Raw genomic sequence first — 17,650 nt, 5'->3', positions numbered from 1 at the left:
AACACGGTCACGGGCCTCCGGCCTCCGGTCAGCCCAGTCGGTCGAGCGCCTCCGTCGCGATCTGCTCGAACACGACCGGATCCGTGGCGAACTCCGACTCCGGAACGGGCCAGTGGACGACCAGCTCGGTGAAGCCCAGCTCCTGGTGGCGGCCCGCGAAGTCCACGAACGCCTCGACCGACTCCATCGGGCGGTTGCGGTCCGGGGTGAACGCGGTCAGCAGGATCTTGTCCAGCTCCGCCACGTCCCGCCCGGCCTTCTCGCACGCCGCGCCCAACTTGGCGATCTGCCCGCGCAACGCCTCGACGGACTGCTCCGGCGTCCCCTCGTCGTACAGCTTCGGGTCGCCGGTGGTCACCCAGGCCTGACCGTACTCCGCTGCCACCCGCAACCCTCGCGGGCCGGTCGCGGCGACCGCGAACGGCAGCCGGGGCGACTGGACGCACCCGGGGATGTTCCGGGCCTCCTCCGCCGTGTAGAAGGTGCCCCGCTGCGAGACGGCGCCCTCGGTGAGCAGCCGGTGCAGCAGCGGGACGAACTCCCCGAAGCGGTCCGCCCGCTCGCGCGGTGTCCACGGCTCCTGCCCGAGCGCCGTGGCGTCGAAGCCACTGCCGCCCGCCCCGATCCCCAGGGTGACCCGGCCGCCCGAGATGTCGTCGAGCGACATCAACTCCTTCGCCAGCGTCACCGGGTGCCGGAAGTTCGGCGAGGTCACGAGGGTGCCGAGCCGCAGGTCCTCGGTGACGACGGCCGCGGCCGTCAGCGTGGGAATCGCCCCGAACCACGTCTTCTCGCGGAACGACCGCCAGGACAGGTGGTCGTACGAATAGGCGGCGTGGAAACCGAGTTCTTCGGCCCGTTGCCAGATCTTCTGTCCTTCGCCCCAGGGATAAAGGGGGAGGATCACCGTGCTCAGACGCATGTCACCGACGATAACCGGGGTGCGTCCGCCGCCGCCCGGTGAGTGAGGGCCCCGGCCGGTTCCGGCCCTCGCGCGCCGGGTGCCCGCCGGTCCCCGCCCACGGCCCACCCTCCCGGCCCGCCCGGCTCCCCCGGGTCCTCCGTCCCCGGTACCTCCGCCCCGGATCCCGCCCAAGATCCGCACGCAAGGCCCTGGCATATGCCGGAGGCCTACCCGGCTGCTCAGAGGCGTGCGCCTCTCATATGTGCGACCCCCCGCACGCCCGTGCACCGAATGCGGGAGAATGGCCCGGTGACCACGCCTACCGACGCACCGCCTCCCGTCGTGCCCCGGCTGATAGCCACGGATCTGGACGGCACCCTGCTGCGCGACGACAAGACCCTGTCGGCGCGCACGATCGCCGCGCTCGGGGCGGCCGAACGGGCGGGCGTGCACGTCCTCTTCGTCACGGGTCGGCCGCCTCGCTGGATGGACGCGGTGGTCTCCCATCTGCCGGCGCACGCGACCGCGATCTGCGCGAACGGAGCGGCAGTGGTCGACCTCAGCGCGGGCAGCAGGCTGATCAAGGTCCACCCGCTCGGGCGGGCCGAAGCACTGGCCGTCGTGCACCGGGTACGGAGCGCCGCGCCCGGCACCACCTTCGCGGTGGAGTTCACCACCGGTGTCCACTACGAGCCGCTCTACCCGCCGCTCTTCCAGGACCCCAGGGCGACCGTGGCGGCCGCCGAGAGGCTGCTGGACGAGGAGGTACCGGGCACGGGTGCCCCCGTGCTGAAGCTTCTGGCCCACCACACCCAGATCGCCCCCGACGCGTTCCTCACCCTGGCCCGTGAGGCTGTCGGGGACCTGGTGTCCTTCACCCGGTCCAGCCCGTCCGCCCTGCTGGAGGCCGGCGGCGCGGGCGTCTCCAAGGCCCGCACCCTCGCGGAGTACTGCGCCGAGCGCGGGGTGCTCGCCGAGGAGGTCGTCGCCTTCGGGGACATGCCGAACGACGTCGAGATGCTGCACTGGGCCGGTACCTCGTACGCGATGGCCAACGCCCATCCGGCCGCGTTGTCGGCCGCTTCGCGCCGCACGCTCACCAACGAGGAGGACGGTGTGGCGGTCGTCCTCGAACACCTGCTCGCCGCCCGCTGACCGTCAGAGCGGCGCTTCCCAGACCACCGACGTACCGCCGCCGTCCCTCCCGAGCCCGGGGCCGAAGCGGCTCGCCCCGCCCAGTGACTCGGCCCGGCGGGCCAGGTTGCGCAGTCCGCTGCGCCGGCCGCCCTCCGGGATGCCGACCCCGTCGTCGGAGACCGTCAGCCGTACGCCGTCCCGTCCGTCCGGCAGGGTGACGGTGGCGTCGACGACCACCTCGATCAACGAGGCCCGGGCATGCCGGAAGGCGTTGGACAGGGCCTCCCGCAGGGCGGCGATCAGGTTCTTCCCGGTGAGTTCGCCCACCAGGGTGTCGATCTCCCCCACGAAGCGGTGCGAGGGCGTGAAGCCGAGGGGCACCGCAGCCATGTTGATCTCCCGCAGCACCCGGACGCTCAGTCCGGACGGAGCCTCGGCAGGCTCCTGCTGGAGGGCGAAGATGGCGGTACGGATCTCCTGGATGGTGATGTCCAGCTCGTCGACGGCACGGCCGACGCCTTCCCTCACCTCCGGCACCACCGACCGGCGCCGGGCGCTCTCCAGCATCATCCCGGTGGCGAACAACCGCTGGATGACCAGGTCGTGCAGGTCCCGGGCGATCCGGTCCCGGTCCTCGTAGACGGCGAGCCGCTCGCGGTCGCGCTGCGCCTCCGCCATCATCAGCGCCAGCGCCGCCTGCGAGGCGAACTGGGTGGCCAGGGTCCGTTCGGCCGCCGTGAACGGCCGCTGCCCCCGGGCCCGGGGCGTGGACAGGGCACCGAGGACGCGGTCGTCGCTGCGCAGGGGCAGCAGCATGTTCGGGCCGCCGTACCGCTCGGAGGCGCGGCTGATCACGCACAGGTCGTCCGCCGAGTCGTCGATGAACACCGGCTCCCCCGCCAGCAGCGCCGACGCCACCGGATTCTCCGGCCCGATGATCACGCCCAGCGAGGTGGACGGGTCGTCGGAGGCGACCGCGACCACCTCCAGTCCCCCCGCCCCGTCCTTCCCCACCGGCAGCAGAACGGCGCCCGCGGCCGAGTCGGCGAGCCGGCGGGCCTGCTCGGCGACGACGGTCAGGGCCTCGTCCGCGTCCCCGCCGGCGAGCAGCGCCGTGGTCACCGCGACCGAGCCGTCGATCCACCGCTCGCGCTGCCGGGCGGCCTCGTAGAGGCGGGCGTTGCCGATGGCGATGCCCGCCTCGGTGGCGAGCACCCGGACCATGTGCAGGTCGTACTCGTTGAACGCGCCACCGTGGTGTTTCTCGGCGAGGTACAGATTGCCGAAGATCTGCCCCTGGACGCTGATGGGAACGCCCAGGAAAGTACGCATCGGGGGATGGCCGGGCGGGAACCCGGCGTACCGGGGATCGGTGGTCAGATCGGTCAGCACCACCGGCGCGGGATCGTGGATGAGCGCCCCCAGCAGGCCGGTGCGGCCGCTCGGCCGGCGCCCGATCACGCGCGCCTGCTCGTCCGGCATGCCGTGCGTGACGAAGTCGAGGAGCCCTTCGGCCGTCTCGTCCACCACCCCGATCGCGGCGTACCTGGCGTGGGCGAGTTCGGCGGCCGTCTCGCAGATGCGGTTCAGCGTGGAGTGCAGCTCCAGCCCCGTACCGACCGAGCGCATGGCCTCCAGCAGTTGCGGTACGCGGGCGGTGAGCTCGGGGGAGAGACCCTGCAGGTCACGGGCGGCCCGGCTGGCCGCTTCGAGCGAGTCCTGGTCCCACGCGTTCCGGGGCGCGGCCCCGTCCTGGCCCGCCGGGTGCCGCTCGTGCTCCTGCCGCTCCGCCATGCACCGAGCGTACGGAGCGGCGGTACGCACGGAAAGTCGGAAGTGCCCCTTCTGGGGAAGGGCGGCGGCCCGGCCGGGGAAGGGGCCTGGCCCGGGCCGCCGCCGAGGCCCTCAGACGAGAGCCGGCCGGGAACCGGCCGGGGAACGCACCGCGCGCAGGTCCGTCGCCCGTTCACGCTCCAGCATCCGGCGCAGCGGCCCGTCCACCGCAGCGAGCCCGGCGTACGTGCCGCGCTGTGCGACCCGCCCGCCGTCCAGCACCACGATCTCGTCCACCGCGTCGAGACCCGCCAGCCGGTGGGTGATGAGCACGGTGGTGCGCCCCCGGGTGACGTCGAGCAGGTCCTCGGTCAGCGCGTCGGCCGTGGCGATGTCGAGGTGCTCCGCGGGCTCGTCGAGCACGAGCACCGGGAAGTCCGCGAGCAGGGCGCGGGCGAGCGCGAGGCGCTGGCGCTGGCCACCGGAGAGCCGGGCGCCGCGTTCGCCCACCAAGGTGTCCAGACCCTTCGGCAGCGAGTCGGTCCAGTCGAGCAGACGTGCCCCGGCGAGGGCGTCCCGCAGCTCCTCCTCGCCGGCGTCGGTACGGGCGAGACGCAGGTTCTCGCGTACCGAACTGTCGAAGACGTGCGCGTCCTGCGCGCAGAGCCCGACGTACGCGCGGACCGTGTCCCCGTCGAGTGCCGCGGCGTCCGTGCCGCCGAGCCGGTAGGTACCCGACTCCGCGTCGAGAAAGCGGAGCAGGACCTGTGCGAGCGTGGTCTTGCCGGAGCCGGACGGGCCCACGACGGCGATCCGGCGGCCCCGCTCCAGGGTCAGGTCGACGGAGTCCAGGGCGGGCCGGGGGGCGTCCGGGTAGCGGGCCGTCACTCCCCGCAGCTCCAGGGGGAAGGGGGTGGCGGGCGCCGCGGCTGCCGTCCCGGGTTCGCGTACGGGGACGGGCGCGTCCAGCACCTCGTACACACGCTCCGCACTCCGGCGGGCGCGGGCGCGGTACCGGACGGCGAGCGGCATCCCGGTCACGGCTTCGAAGGCGGCGAGCGGAGTGAGCAGGACGACGGCGAGTTCCAGGCCGCCGAGCCGGCCGCTCCGTACGGCGGGCAGCGCCACCAGGGCGGCGGCGACCACGGTCAGCCCGCAGAGGAGCGAGGAGAGGCCGCCGCCGAGGGCGGTGGCGGAGGCCGCCCGGGCGGCGATCCGGGTGAGGACCCCGTCGGCCTCCCGCACCCGCGCGGTGCGCGCGGGCAGCGCACCGGCGACGGTCAGTTCGGCGGTACCGCCGAGGAGGTCGGTGACCCGGACCGCGAGGTCGGCGCGGGCCGGCGCGAGCCGGTGTTCCGCCCGGCGGGCCGCCGCCGCGCTGACCAGCGGCACACCCGCTCCGGCGAGCAGCAGGCCCGCGGCGAGGACCACGCCCGCCGCCGGAAGGAGCATGCCGAGGAAGCCGGCGGAGGCCACGCCCACGATCACGGCGGTACCGGCCGGGAGCAGCCAGCGGAGCCAGTAGTCCTGGAGCTCGTCCACGTCCGCCACCAGCCGGGAGAGCAGGTCGCCCCGGCGGGTGGTGCGCAGTCCGGCGGGTGTGACGCGCTCAAGCCCTCGGTAGACGGCGACGCGCAGCTCGGCGAGGAGCTGCAGCACGGTGTCGTGCGAGACGAGGCGTTCGGCGTAGCGGAAGAAGGCCCGGCCGATGCCGAAGGCGCGGGTCGCGGTGACCGCCACCATCAGGTAGAGCACCGGGGGCTGCTCGGACGCGCGGGAGATCAGCCAGCCGGAAACCGCCATCAGCCCCACCGAGGAACCCAGCGCGAGGCTGCCCAGCAGCAGGGCGAGGGCCAGCCGACGGCGCGGGGCGCCCGCTGCCTCACGGACCCGGGCGAGCACCTTGCCCGTTCGCGGCGCGGTCTCCCGCAGGAGGTGCGGAGCGGGCGTGCGTACGGGCGGCTCCGCGCGGACCGGAGCCGTGCGCGAGGCGTCCGCCCGCTCGTGCGCCGCCCCGGCGGAGAGTGCGCCGGTGGGAGGCGGTCCCAGCGTCACGATGCGGTCGGCCAGCGGCAGCAGCGCGGGCCGGTGCGCGACGAGCAGGACCGTCCGCCCCGCCGCCAGCCGTCGTACGGCGTCCACGACGGCCGCCTCCGTGGCGCCGTCCAGACTCGCGGTCGGCTCGTCGAGCAGCAGGACCGGCCGGTCGGCGAGGAAGGCGCGGGCCAGGGCGAGCCGCTGGCGCTGCCCGGCCGACAGTCCGGCGCCGTCCTCGCCCAGGAGGGTGCGCTCCCCGTCGGGGAGGGCCGCCACGAACTCCTGCGCCCCCGCGTCGCGCAGCGCCGCCGTCACCGCGGCGTCGTCGGCGTCCGGCCGGGCCAGCCGGACGTTCTCCGCGACCGTGCCGGCGAAGAGGACGGGGCGCTGCGGCACCCAGGCGACACACGCGCGCCAGTGTGCGAGGGAGAGGGCGGCGAGATCCACACCGCCCACCCGGACGGTTCCCGCGTCCGGCGCCGTGAAGCCGAGGAGGACGTCGAGCAGCGTGGACTTGCCGGCTCCGCTCGGGCCGACCAGCGCGACGGTCTCCCCCTCCTCGACCACCAGCGAGGCCCCTGCGGGCGAGGCGTCGGTCCTGCCCCCGTGGCGGACGGTCACCCCGTCCAGCTCGATCCGGAGGGACGCCGGCACGTCCGCCGTACCGCCCTCGGGGAGCTCGGTCTCCAGCACCGCGAAGATCTCCTCCGCCGCCGCGAGCCCCTCCGCCGCCGCGTGGTACTGCGCGCCGACCTGGCGGATCGGCAGATACGCCTCGGGGGCGAGGATCAACACCAGCAGGCCGGTGTACAGGTCGAGTTCGCCGTGTACGAGTCGCATGCCGATCGTGACGGCGACCAGGGCCACCGAGAGGGTGGCCAGCAATTCCAGCGCGAAGGAGGAGAGGAAGGCGAGCCGCAGGGTCCGGACGGTCGCCAGCCGGTAATCCGAGGTGATCTTCCGGATCGACTCGGCCTGCGCCTTGGCCCGGCCGAAGACCTTGAGGGTGGGCAGCCCGGCGACCACGTCCAGGAAGTGGCCGGAGAGCCGGGAGAGCAGCTTCCACTGCCGGTCCATCCGGGACTGGGTGGCCCAGCCGATGAGCATCATGAAGGCGGGGATGAGCGGCAGCGTGACCACGATGATCGCCGCCGACACCCAGTCCTCGGTGACGATGCGCGCCAGGACCGCGACGGGCACCACGACCGCCAGGCCGAGCTGCGGGACGTACCGCGAGAAGTAGTCGTCGAGCGCATCGACGCCCCGGGTGGCGAGGGCGACGAGCGAACCGGTGCGCTGCCCGTGGAGCCAGGCCGGTCCGAGCCCCGAGGCCCGTTCCAGCAGCCTGCCGCGCAGCTCCGACTTGACCGCCGCGCTCGCCCGGTAGGCGGCCAGCTCGGTGAGCCAGGCGACCAGCGCCCGGCCCACCGCGACCCCGGCCAGCAGGAGCAGAGGGGTACGGAGACCGGAGACGTCCAGCCCGTCCTCGAACCCGCCCACCACGATCTCGGCCACCAGCATCGCCTGGGCGATGACCAGCAGCGCTCCGACGGCGCCCAGCGCCACCACGGCCCCGAGGAAGAAGCGGGTGGCGCGGGCGTACCGGAGCAGACGCGGATCGATTGGTTTCACGTGAAACACCCCTTGAGGTCGGTGCGGCCGTGCGGCCGGTACGCCCGGTGGCGGCAGACGTCCGGTGGCGGTCGGGCCGCCGCCGGGCGCCACGTCCGGCGCCCGTCGGCGGAGGACGCGTCGGCGGTGTGCGCGTCGGTCAGTGCGCGTCCGCGATGTGCCGGGTGCCGATGCGCTTGCGGAACACCCAGTAGGTCCACCCCTGGTAGAGCAGGACCAGGGGCGTGGCGATCCCCGCGCACCAGGTCATGATCGTGAGCGTGTACGGCGTGGACGAGGCGTTGGTGACGGTGAGGCTCCACGCGCCGTTCAGCGAGGACGGCATGACGTCCGGGAAGAGCGCCAGGAAGAGCATCGCCACGGCGGCGGCGATGGTGAGACCCGAGAAGGCGAACGACCACCCCTCCCGGCCGGCGGCGATGGCCGCGATCGCGCCGACCAGCGCCAGGACGGCGACGGACATCGCCAGCAGGGACCACCCGTCCCCGGTGCGCGCCTGCGTCCAGATCAGGAACCCCAGCGCCAGCACCGCGGCGACGGGCCCCAGGCGCAGGGCGAGCTTCCTGGCCCGCACGCGTATGTCCCCCACCGTCTTCAGCGCCGCGAACACCGCGCCGTGGAAGGTGAAGAGGGCGAGCGTCACCGCCCCGCCGAGCAGGGCGAACGGGTTGAGGAGGTCCCAGAACCCGCCCACGTACTCCATGTGCGCGTCGATCTTCACTCCGCGCACGATGTTGCCGAAGGCCACGCCCCAGAGGACGGCGGGGATCAACGAGGTCCAGAAGATCGCGTGTTCCCAGTTGCTCTGCCAGCGCTCCTCCGGCCGCTTCGCCCGGTACTCGAAGGCGACGCCCCGCACGATCAGGCAGAGCAGGATGATCAGCAGCGGCAGGTAGAAGCCGGAGAAGAGGGTGGCGTACCAGTCGGGGAAGGCCGCGAAGGTCGCGCCCCCCGCGCTGAGCAGCCAGACCTCGTTGCCGTCCCAGAAGGGCCCGATCGTGTTGATCAGCACCCGTCGTTCCTTGCGGTCGCGGGCGAGCAGCTTGGTCAGGACACCGATGCCGAAGTCGAAGCCCTCCAGGAAGAAGTAACCGATCCAGAGGACGGCGATGAGGACGAACCAGACGTCGTGGAGTTCCATCGTTCCGCTCCTTCCTCTCAGTACGAGAAGGCCATCGGCCGGTCGGCGTCGGCGTCGTCGTGACCGCCGATCGTGGTGGGCGGGTTGAGGTCGTCCTCGCTGAGTTCCGGCGGGCCGGCCTTGATGTACTTCACGAGCAACTTGACCTCGACCACCGCGAGGATCGCGTAGACCAGGGTGAAGGCGATCAGTGAGGTGATGACCTCGCCCTGCGAGACCCCGGGGGAGACGGCGTCAGCGGTCTTGAACACCCCGAAGACGGCCCAGGGCTGGCGTCCGGTCTCGGTGAAGATCCAGCCCCAGGAGTTGGCGATCAGCGGGAAGAGCAGGGTCCAGAGGGCGACCAGCCAGTAGAGCCTGGTGAGCTTCGGGCTGAGCGCCTTGTTCTTGAAGAGGACCAGATGCGGTACCTCGTCGTCGCCGGTCCGCATGCCCGGCGGCAGCATGAACTTCTTCCGGGTCAGCCAGAGTCCGAGGGTGCCGAGGGCGAACGAGGCCATCCCGAAGCCGATCATCCAACGGAAGCCCCAGAAGGCGACGGGGATGTTGGGCCGGTAGTCCCCGGGGCCGTACTTCTCCTGCATCTGCTCGTTCAACTCGTTGATGCCGGGGATGTACGAGGTGAAGGTGTCGTCGGCGAGGAAGGACAGCACCCCGGGGACGGAGATCTCCACGTCGTTGTGGCCCTCGGCGACGTCGCCCACCGCGAAGATCGAGAAGGGTGCGCCCTCCTGGCCTTCCCAGAGCGCCTCGGCGGCCGCCATCTTCATCGGCTGCTGCTTGAACATCACCTTGCCGAGCAGGTCACCGCTGATGGAGGTCAGCAGACCGGCGACGACCACGGTGACGAGGCCGAGCCGCAGCGAGGTCCGCATGACCGGGATGTGCTTCTTGCGTGCGAGGTGGAAAGCGGCGATCCCGACCATGAACGCGCCGCCCACGAGGAAGGCCGCCGTGATGGTGTGGAAGAACTGGGCGAGCGCCGTGTTCTGGGTCAGCACGTGCCAGAAGTCGGTGAGTTCGGCACGGCCGCGCTCACCGTTCATGCGGAAGCCGACGGGGTGCTGCATCCAGGAGTTGGCCGCCAGGATGAAGTACGCGGAGAGGACCGTGCCGAGCGAGACCATCCAGATGCAGGCGAGGTGGATCCTGCGGGGCAGCTTGTCCCAGCCGAAGATCCAGAGCCCGATGAAGGTGGACTCGAAGAAGAACGCGATCAGCGCCTCGAAGGCGAGGGGGGCGCCGAAGACGTCACCGACGAACCGCGAGTAGTCGGACCAGTTCATGCCGAACTGGAACTCCTGGACGATGCCGGTGACGACGCCCATGGCAATGTTGATCAGGAAGAGCTTGCCCCAGAACTTGGTGGCCTTGAGGTACTTCTCCTTGTTGGTCCGCACCCATGCCGTCTCCAGCCCCGCCGTCAGCGCGGCGAGGGAGATCGTCAGGGGCACGAAGAGGAAGTGGTAGACGGTCGTAATGCCGAACTGCCATCGCGCCATCGTCTCGGGCGCCAGAGCCAGCTCCACGTCGTCGTCTCCTTACGTCGCCGTAGTGACAGCCGCGGTGCACCCCTTCGATCCCACCCATTACGGGACCGATCGGGGTGCGCTTGTGAACGCGTTCACATTCACAAGCAAAAGTATGGCGCACGCTCTTCCGGATCTTCGAACGGGGGTCCCCTCCGGAGATGCCCGCGGCAGGACGGGTGGAACCGGCGGGGACCAGCGGTTTCGGGCCAACACGGGGCGGTGCGGGGTCGTGGCGGAGGGCCGACCCGGTCGGTGGACCTCCGCCACGAGCGGACCGTGTGACCGACACCACGGCGGACCGCCTCGGCACCGTCCACCCGCCTCGGCACCGTCCACCCGCCTCGCACCGGCCCACGGACGGAAGCGGCCCCGGACCCCGTGGTGTCAGGGTTCCGGGGCCTCAGGAAGACACCGTGCTCCACCGCCGGCCCCGGGGGCCCTGCGGCCCGGCGCTACAGCAGCTTGCGGTACGCCTCGGCCGCCTTCAGGAAGACGTCGTTGGCCTCGTCCTCGCCGATCGTGACCCGTACGCCCTCACCGGCGAAGGGGCGCACCACCACGCCGGCCCGCTCGCAGAACGCGGCGAAGTCGCCGGCACGCTCGCCGAGCCGCAGCCAGACGAAGTTGGCCTGGCTCTCCGGGACCGTCCAGCCCCGCTCCACCAGCCCGCGGTGGACGCGGTTCCGCTCGGCCACCAGCGAGCCCACCCGGCCCAGCAGTTCGTCCTCGGCCCGCAGCGAGGCGACCGCCGCGTCCTGGGCGACCTGGCTCACACCGAAGGGCACGGCCGTCTTGCGCAGTGCGGCCGCCACCGGCGGGTGCGCCACCGCGAACCCGACCCGGAGGCCGGCCAGTCCGTACGCCTTCGAGAAGGTTCGCAGCACCGCCACGTTGGGCCGGTCCCGGTAGATCTCCAGCCCGTCCGGCACGTCGGCGTCGCGGACGAACTCCTTGTACGCCTCGTCCAGCACCACCAGAACGTCGGAGGGCACCCGGTCCAGGAAACGTTCCAGCTCCGCCCGGCGGACCACCGTCCCGGTCGGGTTGTTGGGGTTGCAGACGAAGATCAGCCGCGTCCGGTCCGTGACGGCGCCCGCCATCGCGTCCAGGTCGTGGACGTCACCGGCGGTCAGCGGCACCTTCACCGAGGTCGCTCCGCTGACCTGCGTGATGATCGGGTACGCCTCGAAGGAGCGCCAGGCGTAGATCACCTCGTCACCGGGGCCGGAGGTGGCCTGAAGCAGTTGCTGCGCCACACCCACCGATCCGGTTCCCGTCGCGAGGTGGTCCGCGGGCACCCCGAACCGGTCGGAGAGTTCGGCCAGCAGGCCCGCGCAGGACATGTCGGGGTAGCGGTTGAAGTCCGCCGCGGAAGCGAGCACCGACTCCATCACACCGGGCAGCGGCGGGTAGGGGTTCTCGTTGGACGACAGCTTGAACGCGACCGGCCCGTCCTGGGAGGCCGGCCGGCCCGGCACATAGGCGGGGACACCGTCCAGCTCGGCGCGCAGCTTGGGGCTCGTCTCGCTCACCGCAGGTCCTCCTCGACCGTCGACGCTCATCGATGCCCCTCACCTTATGAGAGGGGGCCCGGCCCGTGGCGAGAGGTGCCCGGCCAACGGGGAGAGGTCCCCGGCCCACGGGGAGAGATCCCCGGCCCGGCGGAGAGGTGCCCGGCCGCGGGGGACGCGCCCACGGGGGCGCGCGCTCATGGAACCGCGCGCCGGTGGCTCGCGCCGTAGCGCGCGTCCCCCGAAGTGGTGAGTTGAGACCTCCCCCGCCCCTCCACACCGGAGTCGACCCACCCCGATGGATACATGACACATCCGCTCAGCCGGTGCCAACCCCCTTGCTTTACAAGGCGATCCATCCTCGATGACCTTGCAGAAACGTGCCTGTCAACCGGTGCATATGCGTCCCTTACGAAGGGCCTCCCGCCCCCTACTATCGGCTCGCCATGACAGCAGCAGGGAAGCACCAGGTGAGCCGGACCGAGACCCCCCGGCGCGGCGGCCGGCCAGGACGCGCGGGGATCCGCGACGTCGCCGCCGCGGCCGGGGTCTCGATCACGACCGTCTCCGACGCGCTCAACGGCAAGGGCAGGCTCCCGGAGGCCACCCGACGCCATGTCCGCGAGGTCGCAGAGCGCCTGGGCTACCGCCCCTCGGCCGCGGCCCGCACCCTCCGTACGGGCAGGTCGGGCCTGATCGGTCTGACCGTGACCACGTACGGGGATGAACCTTTCACCTTCACCGAGTTCGCGTACTTCGCGGAGATGGCGAGGGCGGCCACCTCGGCCGCGCTCGCCCGCGGGTACGCGCTGGTGATCCTGCCCGCCACCTCGCGGCACGACGTCTGGTCGAACGTGGCGCTGGACGGGACGGTCGTCATCGACCCCTCGGACCAGGACCCGGTGGTCACCGAACTCGTCCGCCAGGGGCTGCCCGTGGTCTCCGACGGGCGGCCCGCCGGATCACTCCCGGTCACCGCCTGGGTCGACAACGACCACCGCGCGGCCGTGCTGGACCTCCTCGACCACCTCGCGGCGGCGGGCGCCCGCCGGATCGGGCTCCTCACCGGCACCACCACCGACACCTACACCCGGCTCTCCACCACCGCGTACCTGCACTGGTGCGAGCGCGTGGGCCAGGACCCGGTGTACGAGTCCTACCCGGCCCACGACCCGTGCGCGGGGGCGGTCGCCGCCGACCGGCTGCTCGCCCGCCCGGACCGGCCGGACGCCGTCTACGGGCTCTTCGACCCCAACGGCACCGATCTGCTGGCCGCGGCCCGCCGGTACGGCCTGCGCGTCCCCGAGGACCTCCTGCTGGTCTGCTGCAGCGAGTCCACGGTCTACGCCTCCACCGAGCCGCCCATCACCACGCTCTCGCTGAAGCCGCGCCGCATCGGCACCGCCGTGGTGCAGCTCCTCATCGACGCGATCGAGGGCGTGGAGCACGACGGTCCCCTCGAGCAGGTGATACCGACCGAGCTGATCGTCCGGACCTCCTCGCAGCGCCGACCGCCGCGCACGACGGTGAGCGCGCCACGCTCCCCGACCAGGGACTGAAAGGATTAATCCGGACCAATGGACAGGTGAACGGCGCACCCGCCCGGATTCACCGCCCCTGGTGCGTCACACGGGGCGATCCGCGTTCCTATGATGGGCGCACGACACCGCGGACCACCCCTGCCAGCCAGGGCCCGTCAGGTGTACGGCGGCGCGACGGTGGTGGAGGGGTCGATGACTCAGGGGGCCGGTCAGGAACCCGTGGTGCGTACGGCGACGTTGCGCGACTTCCGCGTTCCGCCGTACGCGCGAACGCCCGTACCCACGGAGGGGACACATCCGGACGGATCGCTTCCGCATCCTGGGAACGTCGTCCCCGACGACGGGATGCCGGAGGGCTACACCCCGACCGAGCGCGACCTGCCCGTGATCACCCCCGCCGGAGTCCCCGTCGGCGCCCCGGCCCCGGACGCCCACCCCGGCGGGACCGACGGGCTCGGCCCGCTCTACGTCGTGGGGGACGTCCACGGTTACCTCGACGAGCTGAAGGCCGCCCTCTCCGACCAGGGCCTCATCGACGTCAACGGCAACTGGTCGGCGGGCAACGCCCGGCTCTGGTTCCTCGGCGACTTCACCGACCGGGGCCCGGACGGCATCGGCGTCATCGACCTGGTCATGCAGCTCTCGGCCGAGGCTGCCGCCGCGGGCGGCTACTGCAAGGCCCTGATGGGCAACCACGAGCTGCTGCTCATCGGCGCGAAGCGGTTCGCGGACACCCCGGTGAACTCCGGCGCGGGCACCGCCACCTTCCAGGCCGCCTGGCTGCTCAACGGCGGCCAGAAGCAGGACATGGAGCGGCTGCGCGACGTCCACCTCCAGTGGATGTCCCGGCTGGACGCGGTCGTGGAGGAGGACGGGCATCTGCTGATGCACTCCGACACGACGGCCTACCTCGACTACGGGGCGACGATCGAGGACGTCAACGACACGGTCCACGCCATCCTCACCCGCAACGACGCCGACGAGTGCTGGGACCTGTTCCGCAAGCTCACCAAGCGGTTCGCGTTCCGCGACGACGGCGGGGCGCAGGCGGTGCGCGAGCTGATGGCCGCGTACGGTGGCCGGCGGGTCGTCCACGGCCACAGCCCCATCCCGTACCTGCTGGGCGAGGTCGGTTCGGAGGACGGTGAGCACGGTGCGGGCCCGGTGGTGCACGGACCGCACCTGTACGCGGACGGTCTCGCCATCGCCATGGACGGCGGTGTGACCATGGCCGGAAAGCTGCTGGTCGCCCAACTCCCCCTGCATGACTGAGGTTCCCCCGGGTAGGGCTCCGTCGACCTGATCGTTCGCGGTCGGCGGGCCTATTTCCGGAAACACCCTGTCACCCCTCGCCCTGGGCGCTCTACCATCGGCGTATCAGTAGCAGGCTCTCCTCCGTTTCGTCCGGGGCAGCCCCGCCGTGCGCGGGTCGGTCGGGCGCCACGGGGCATCGGGGGATGCAGATGACAAGCGCTCCGCACCTGCTGGCCGAGGACAGGCCCGAGTACGAGCGGATCCTCGGCGACGCACTGCGCCACGCGCACGAGCGGCCGGATCTGGACGGAGTCGGCGAGCGGCTCAACCGGGAGCAGCTGCGGACCATGGCGTTGAGCGCCACCGCCCTGATCACCGCGGCCGCCGCCACCGAGTACGAGCACTACGTGAAGGCACGCGGAGAACTCCGGGTCCCCACCGGCGACGCCGACCAGGACCCGGACGAGGCGGGGACCGCGCCGGAGCGCTCCGGTGAAGGGGTGGGAGTCGGCGCGGTGGTCACCGTGCTCGCCCCGCTGCTGGCGGGCTCCGCGGCCGTGATCTTCCTGCTGACCGGTTACCTCCTGCGGACGGTGAGCCCGTCCCTGGCCCTCGCGAAGCCGCTGGTCACCGCGGGGTGGCTCTTCGTCGCGCTCACCGCGGTGGCGATCCTCGCGGCCGCCGTCGGACTGCTGACCACGGCGCTCCGCAACAGCTCCGACGAGCTCGCCTCCGCCCTGGAGGAGGACGACATGCCCGAGGAGGTCGCCCGCGCCAGGGAAGCCTGGCGGCACGCCCTGCTGGAACGCGGCATACTCCCGTTCCTCCGCGACGCGCTGGACGACCCCACCGCCGCGCCGGCCGCACGCACCCCCCGGCAGTCACCGAACCGCATCCCGAAGATCGGGTACAGCAGCCCGGACTTCTCGAACTCCCAGGGCGGCTCGCGCCCGAGCCCCCGCCCCTCCTTCACCAGCCCCGACTTCAGCAGTCCGGACTTCACCAGCCCGGGTGCCCAGGGCGGTCCTGGCTTCGACAGTCCGGGATACGAGGGTCCGGGCTTCGGCACCCCGCACCCGGACGACCCCGCACCCGCCGGGGGGTGACGGCTGCCCCGGCGCGGGACCGCCGCCGATCCCCTGCCCGTCCCGGGGCGGCTGCCCGTACCCGGCCGACGAGGGCCGGCCGGCCGGGTACGGGCGCCCGTCCGAGCCCCGTGCCCGACCGGTCGGGCACGGGGCCGCTCAGTCGGCCAGAGGCAGATAGACCCGGCCGCCGGACGCGGCGAACTCCTTCGACTTCGCCAGCATCCCCGCCTCGATCTCCTCCTCCGAGGCGGACGGCGCCAGGTCCGGTGCGAACTGCTCGGTGATGGAGCGGCTGATCTTCATCGAGCAGAACTTCGGTCCGCACATCGAGCAGAAGTGCGCCGTCTTCGCCGGTTCGGCCGGCAACGTCTCGTCGTGGAAGGCGCGGGCCGTGTCCGGGTCGAGCGCCAGGTTGAACTGGTCCTCCCACCGGAACTCGAACCGGGCGTCCGACAGCGCGTCGTCCCAGTCCTGCGCCCCCGGGTGCCCCTTGGCCAGGTCCGCCGCATGGGCCGCGATCTTGTAGGTGATGACCCCGGTCTTCACGTCGTCCCGGTCGGGCAGCCCCAGGTGCTCCTTGGGCGTCACGTAACAGAGCATCGCCGTGCCCCACCAGGCGATCATCGCCGCCCCGATGCCGGAGGTGATGTGGTCGTACGCGGGCGCGACGTCGGTGGTCAGCGGGCCGAGGGTGTAGAACGGCGCCTCCTCGCAGATCTCCTGCTGAAGGTCGATGTTCTCCTTGATCTTGTGCATCGGGACGTGCCCCGGGCCCTCGATCATCGTCTGCACGCCGTACCGTTTGGCGATCGTGTTGAGCTCGCCGAGCGTGCGCAGTTCGGCGAACTGGGCCTCGTCATTGGCGTCCGCGATGGACCCGGGCCGCAGCCCGTCGCCGAGCGAGTACGTCACGTCGTACGTCGCGAGGAGTTCGCAGAGCTCCTCGAAGTGCTCGTAGAGGAACGACTCCTTGTGGTGCGCCAGGCACCAGGCCGCCATGATCGAGCCGCCGCGCGAGACGATGCCGGTCTTGCGGCGCGCGGTGAGCGGGACGTACGGCAGGCGCACGCCGGCGTGCACCGTCATGTAGTCCACGCCCTGCTCGGCCTGCTCGATCACGGTGTCCTTGTAGATCTCCCAGGTCAGCTCCTCCGCCCGGCCGTCGACCTTCTCGAGGGCCTGGTAGAGCGGGACGGTGCCGATGGGCACGGGGGAGTTCCGCAGGACCCACTCACGGGTGGTGTGGATGTTGCGGCCGGTGGACAGGTCCATGACCGTGTCGGCGCCCCATCGCGTCGCCCAGGTCATCTTGTCCACCTCCTCCTCGATCGAGGAGGTCACGGCCGAGTTGCCGATGTTGGCGTTCACCTTCACCAGGAACCTCTTGCCGATGATCATCGGCTCGATCTCCGGGTGGTTCACGTTGGCCGGCAGCACCGCCCGCCCGGCCGCGATCTCCTCCCGCACGACCTCGGGGCCGACGTTCTCCCGGATCGCGACGTACTCCATCTCCGGGGTGATCTCCCCCCGCCGGGCGTACGCGAGTTGGGTGACGGGCCGTCCGTCGCGGCTGCGCCGGGGCCGGCGCGCGCCGCCGGGGAAGACCGCGTCGAGGTTGCGCAGTCCGTCGCGCGAGGCGGCGGAGCGGCCGTCGTCCTCGGGCCGCACCGGCCGTCCCTCGTACTCCTCGGTGTCGCCCCGGTCCTCGATCCAGCCGCCCCGCACCGGGGCGAGGCCCCGGCGGACGTCGGTCGTGACGGTGGGATCGGTGTACGGACCGGACGTGTCGTAGAGCGTCACGTCCTTGCCGTTGGTCAGGTGCACTTGACGGACCGGCACCCGGAGGCCGGGGCGCGTGCCCTCGACGTACCCCTTGTGCCAGCCGATGGACCGACCCGCCCCGACGCTCTCGTTCGTCGTGGAGGCAGGCGTGCGTGTGTCCGATGTGGTCATGAGACCTACTCCCTACGCCGGCATTACCCGGTAACAGGTTCGGCGGTCGGCGCAGCGTGTCCCGTGGGAATCACGAGGTCAGCGCCCTCTCAGCCCGGTGCTCCGAGCTCCCGCGTGTGCAAAGGTGCCACCACGCTAGCGCCCGCC

General features: G+C 72.1%; 11 protein-coding genes and 1 riboswitch. Of the genes, 4 read left to right on the top strand and 7 right to left on the bottom strand.

Annotated features, from left to right (window positions below; all coding sequences use genetic code 11):
* Positions 1-28 precede the first annotated feature (28 nt).
* Entirely contained in the window at positions 29-922 is an 894-nt protein-coding gene (locus PZB77_RS15955) for an LLM class flavin-dependent oxidoreductase (RefSeq protein WP_275493273.1), read from the bottom strand.
* 291 nt (positions 923-1,213) lie between these two features.
* On the opposite strand from PZB77_RS15955, the gene PZB77_RS15950 reads away from it, so the two are divergent.
* The gene (locus PZB77_RS15950) at positions 1,214-2,059 is read left to right on the top strand and encodes a Cof-type HAD-IIB family hydrolase (protein ID WP_275493272.1); all 846 of its coding nucleotides are present in this window, start codon (positions 1,214-1,216) and stop codon (positions 2,057-2,059) included.
* Positions 2,060-2,062: 3 nt separating this feature from the next.
* Here PZB77_RS15950 and PZB77_RS15945 read toward each other — a convergent pair whose 3' ends face one another.
* The 5 genes from PZB77_RS15945 to hisC form a co-directional block, all read right to left on the bottom strand.
* Positions 2,063-3,835, bottom strand: coding sequence for a GAF domain-containing protein (locus tag PZB77_RS15945; protein ID WP_275493271.1), 1,773 nt, complete (start codon positions 3,833-3,835; stop codon positions 2,063-2,065).
* A 111-nt stretch (positions 3,836-3,946) separates the two neighbouring features.
* Positions 3,947-7,483 carry a thiol reductant ABC exporter subunit CydD gene (cydD, locus tag PZB77_RS15940; protein WP_275493270.1) on the bottom strand — a complete coding sequence of 1,179 codons (3,537 nt, stop codon included), beginning with the start codon at positions 7,481-7,483 and terminating at the stop codon, positions 3,947-3,949.
* Between the two features lie 139 nt (positions 7,484-7,622).
* Positions 7,623-8,624 carry a cytochrome d ubiquinol oxidase subunit II gene (gene cydB, locus PZB77_RS15935; protein WP_275493269.1) on the bottom strand — a complete coding sequence of 334 codons (1,002 nt, stop codon included), beginning with the start codon at positions 8,622-8,624 and terminating at the stop codon, positions 7,623-7,625.
* Between the two features lie 17 nt (positions 8,625-8,641).
* Positions 8,642-10,153 (bottom strand): cytochrome ubiquinol oxidase subunit I, encoded by a 1,512-nt coding sequence (locus tag PZB77_RS15930; RefSeq protein ID WP_275493268.1) that lies wholly within the window; start codon positions 10,151-10,153, stop codon positions 8,642-8,644.
* A gap of 455 nt (positions 10,154-10,608) precedes the next feature.
* Complete coding sequence (gene hisC / locus PZB77_RS15925; RefSeq protein WP_275493267.1) at positions 10,609-11,688, bottom strand: histidinol-phosphate transaminase; 1,080 nt, start codon at positions 11,686-11,688, stop codon at positions 10,609-10,611.
* Between the two features lie 425 nt (positions 11,689-12,113).
* Here hisC and PZB77_RS15920 point away from each other — a divergent pair, with 425 nt between their 5' ends.
* From PZB77_RS15920 to PZB77_RS15910, 3 genes are all read left to right on the top strand, one after another.
* Positions 12,114-13,226 carry a LacI family DNA-binding transcriptional regulator gene (locus PZB77_RS15920; protein ID WP_275493266.1) on the top strand — a complete coding sequence of 371 codons (1,113 nt, stop codon included), beginning with the start codon at positions 12,114-12,116 and terminating at the stop codon, positions 13,224-13,226.
* A 174-nt stretch (positions 13,227-13,400) separates the two neighbouring features.
* The gene (locus tag PZB77_RS15915; RefSeq protein ID WP_275493265.1) at positions 13,401-14,480 is read left to right on the top strand and encodes a metallophosphoesterase; all 1,080 of its coding nucleotides are present in this window, start codon (positions 13,401-13,403) and stop codon (positions 14,478-14,480) included.
* A 185-nt stretch (positions 14,481-14,665) separates the two neighbouring features.
* A complete protein-coding gene (locus tag PZB77_RS15910) occupies positions 14,666-15,568 on the top strand; it encodes a hypothetical protein (protein ID WP_275493264.1) in 903 nt (300 codons plus the stop codon).
* 138 nt (positions 15,569-15,706) lie between these two features.
* Here the strand turns inward: PZB77_RS15910 and thiC are convergent, their stop codons facing one another.
* Entirely contained in the window at positions 15,707-17,503 is a 1,797-nt protein-coding gene (gene thiC, locus PZB77_RS15905; protein ID WP_275493263.1) for a phosphomethylpyrimidine synthase ThiC, read from the bottom strand.
* Positions 17,496-17,627, bottom strand: a riboswitch (TPP riboswitch). It overlaps the preceding gene by 8 nt.
* Between the last annotated feature and the right edge of the window lie 23 nt (positions 17,628-17,650).

Origin of the sequence: Streptomyces sp. AM 2-1-1, assembly GCF_029167645.1 — a bacterium.
Classification (GTDB): Bacteria; Actinomycetota; Actinomycetes; order Streptomycetales; family Streptomycetaceae; genus Streptomyces.
This window is presented reverse-complemented; position numbering and strand designations above follow the sequence as displayed.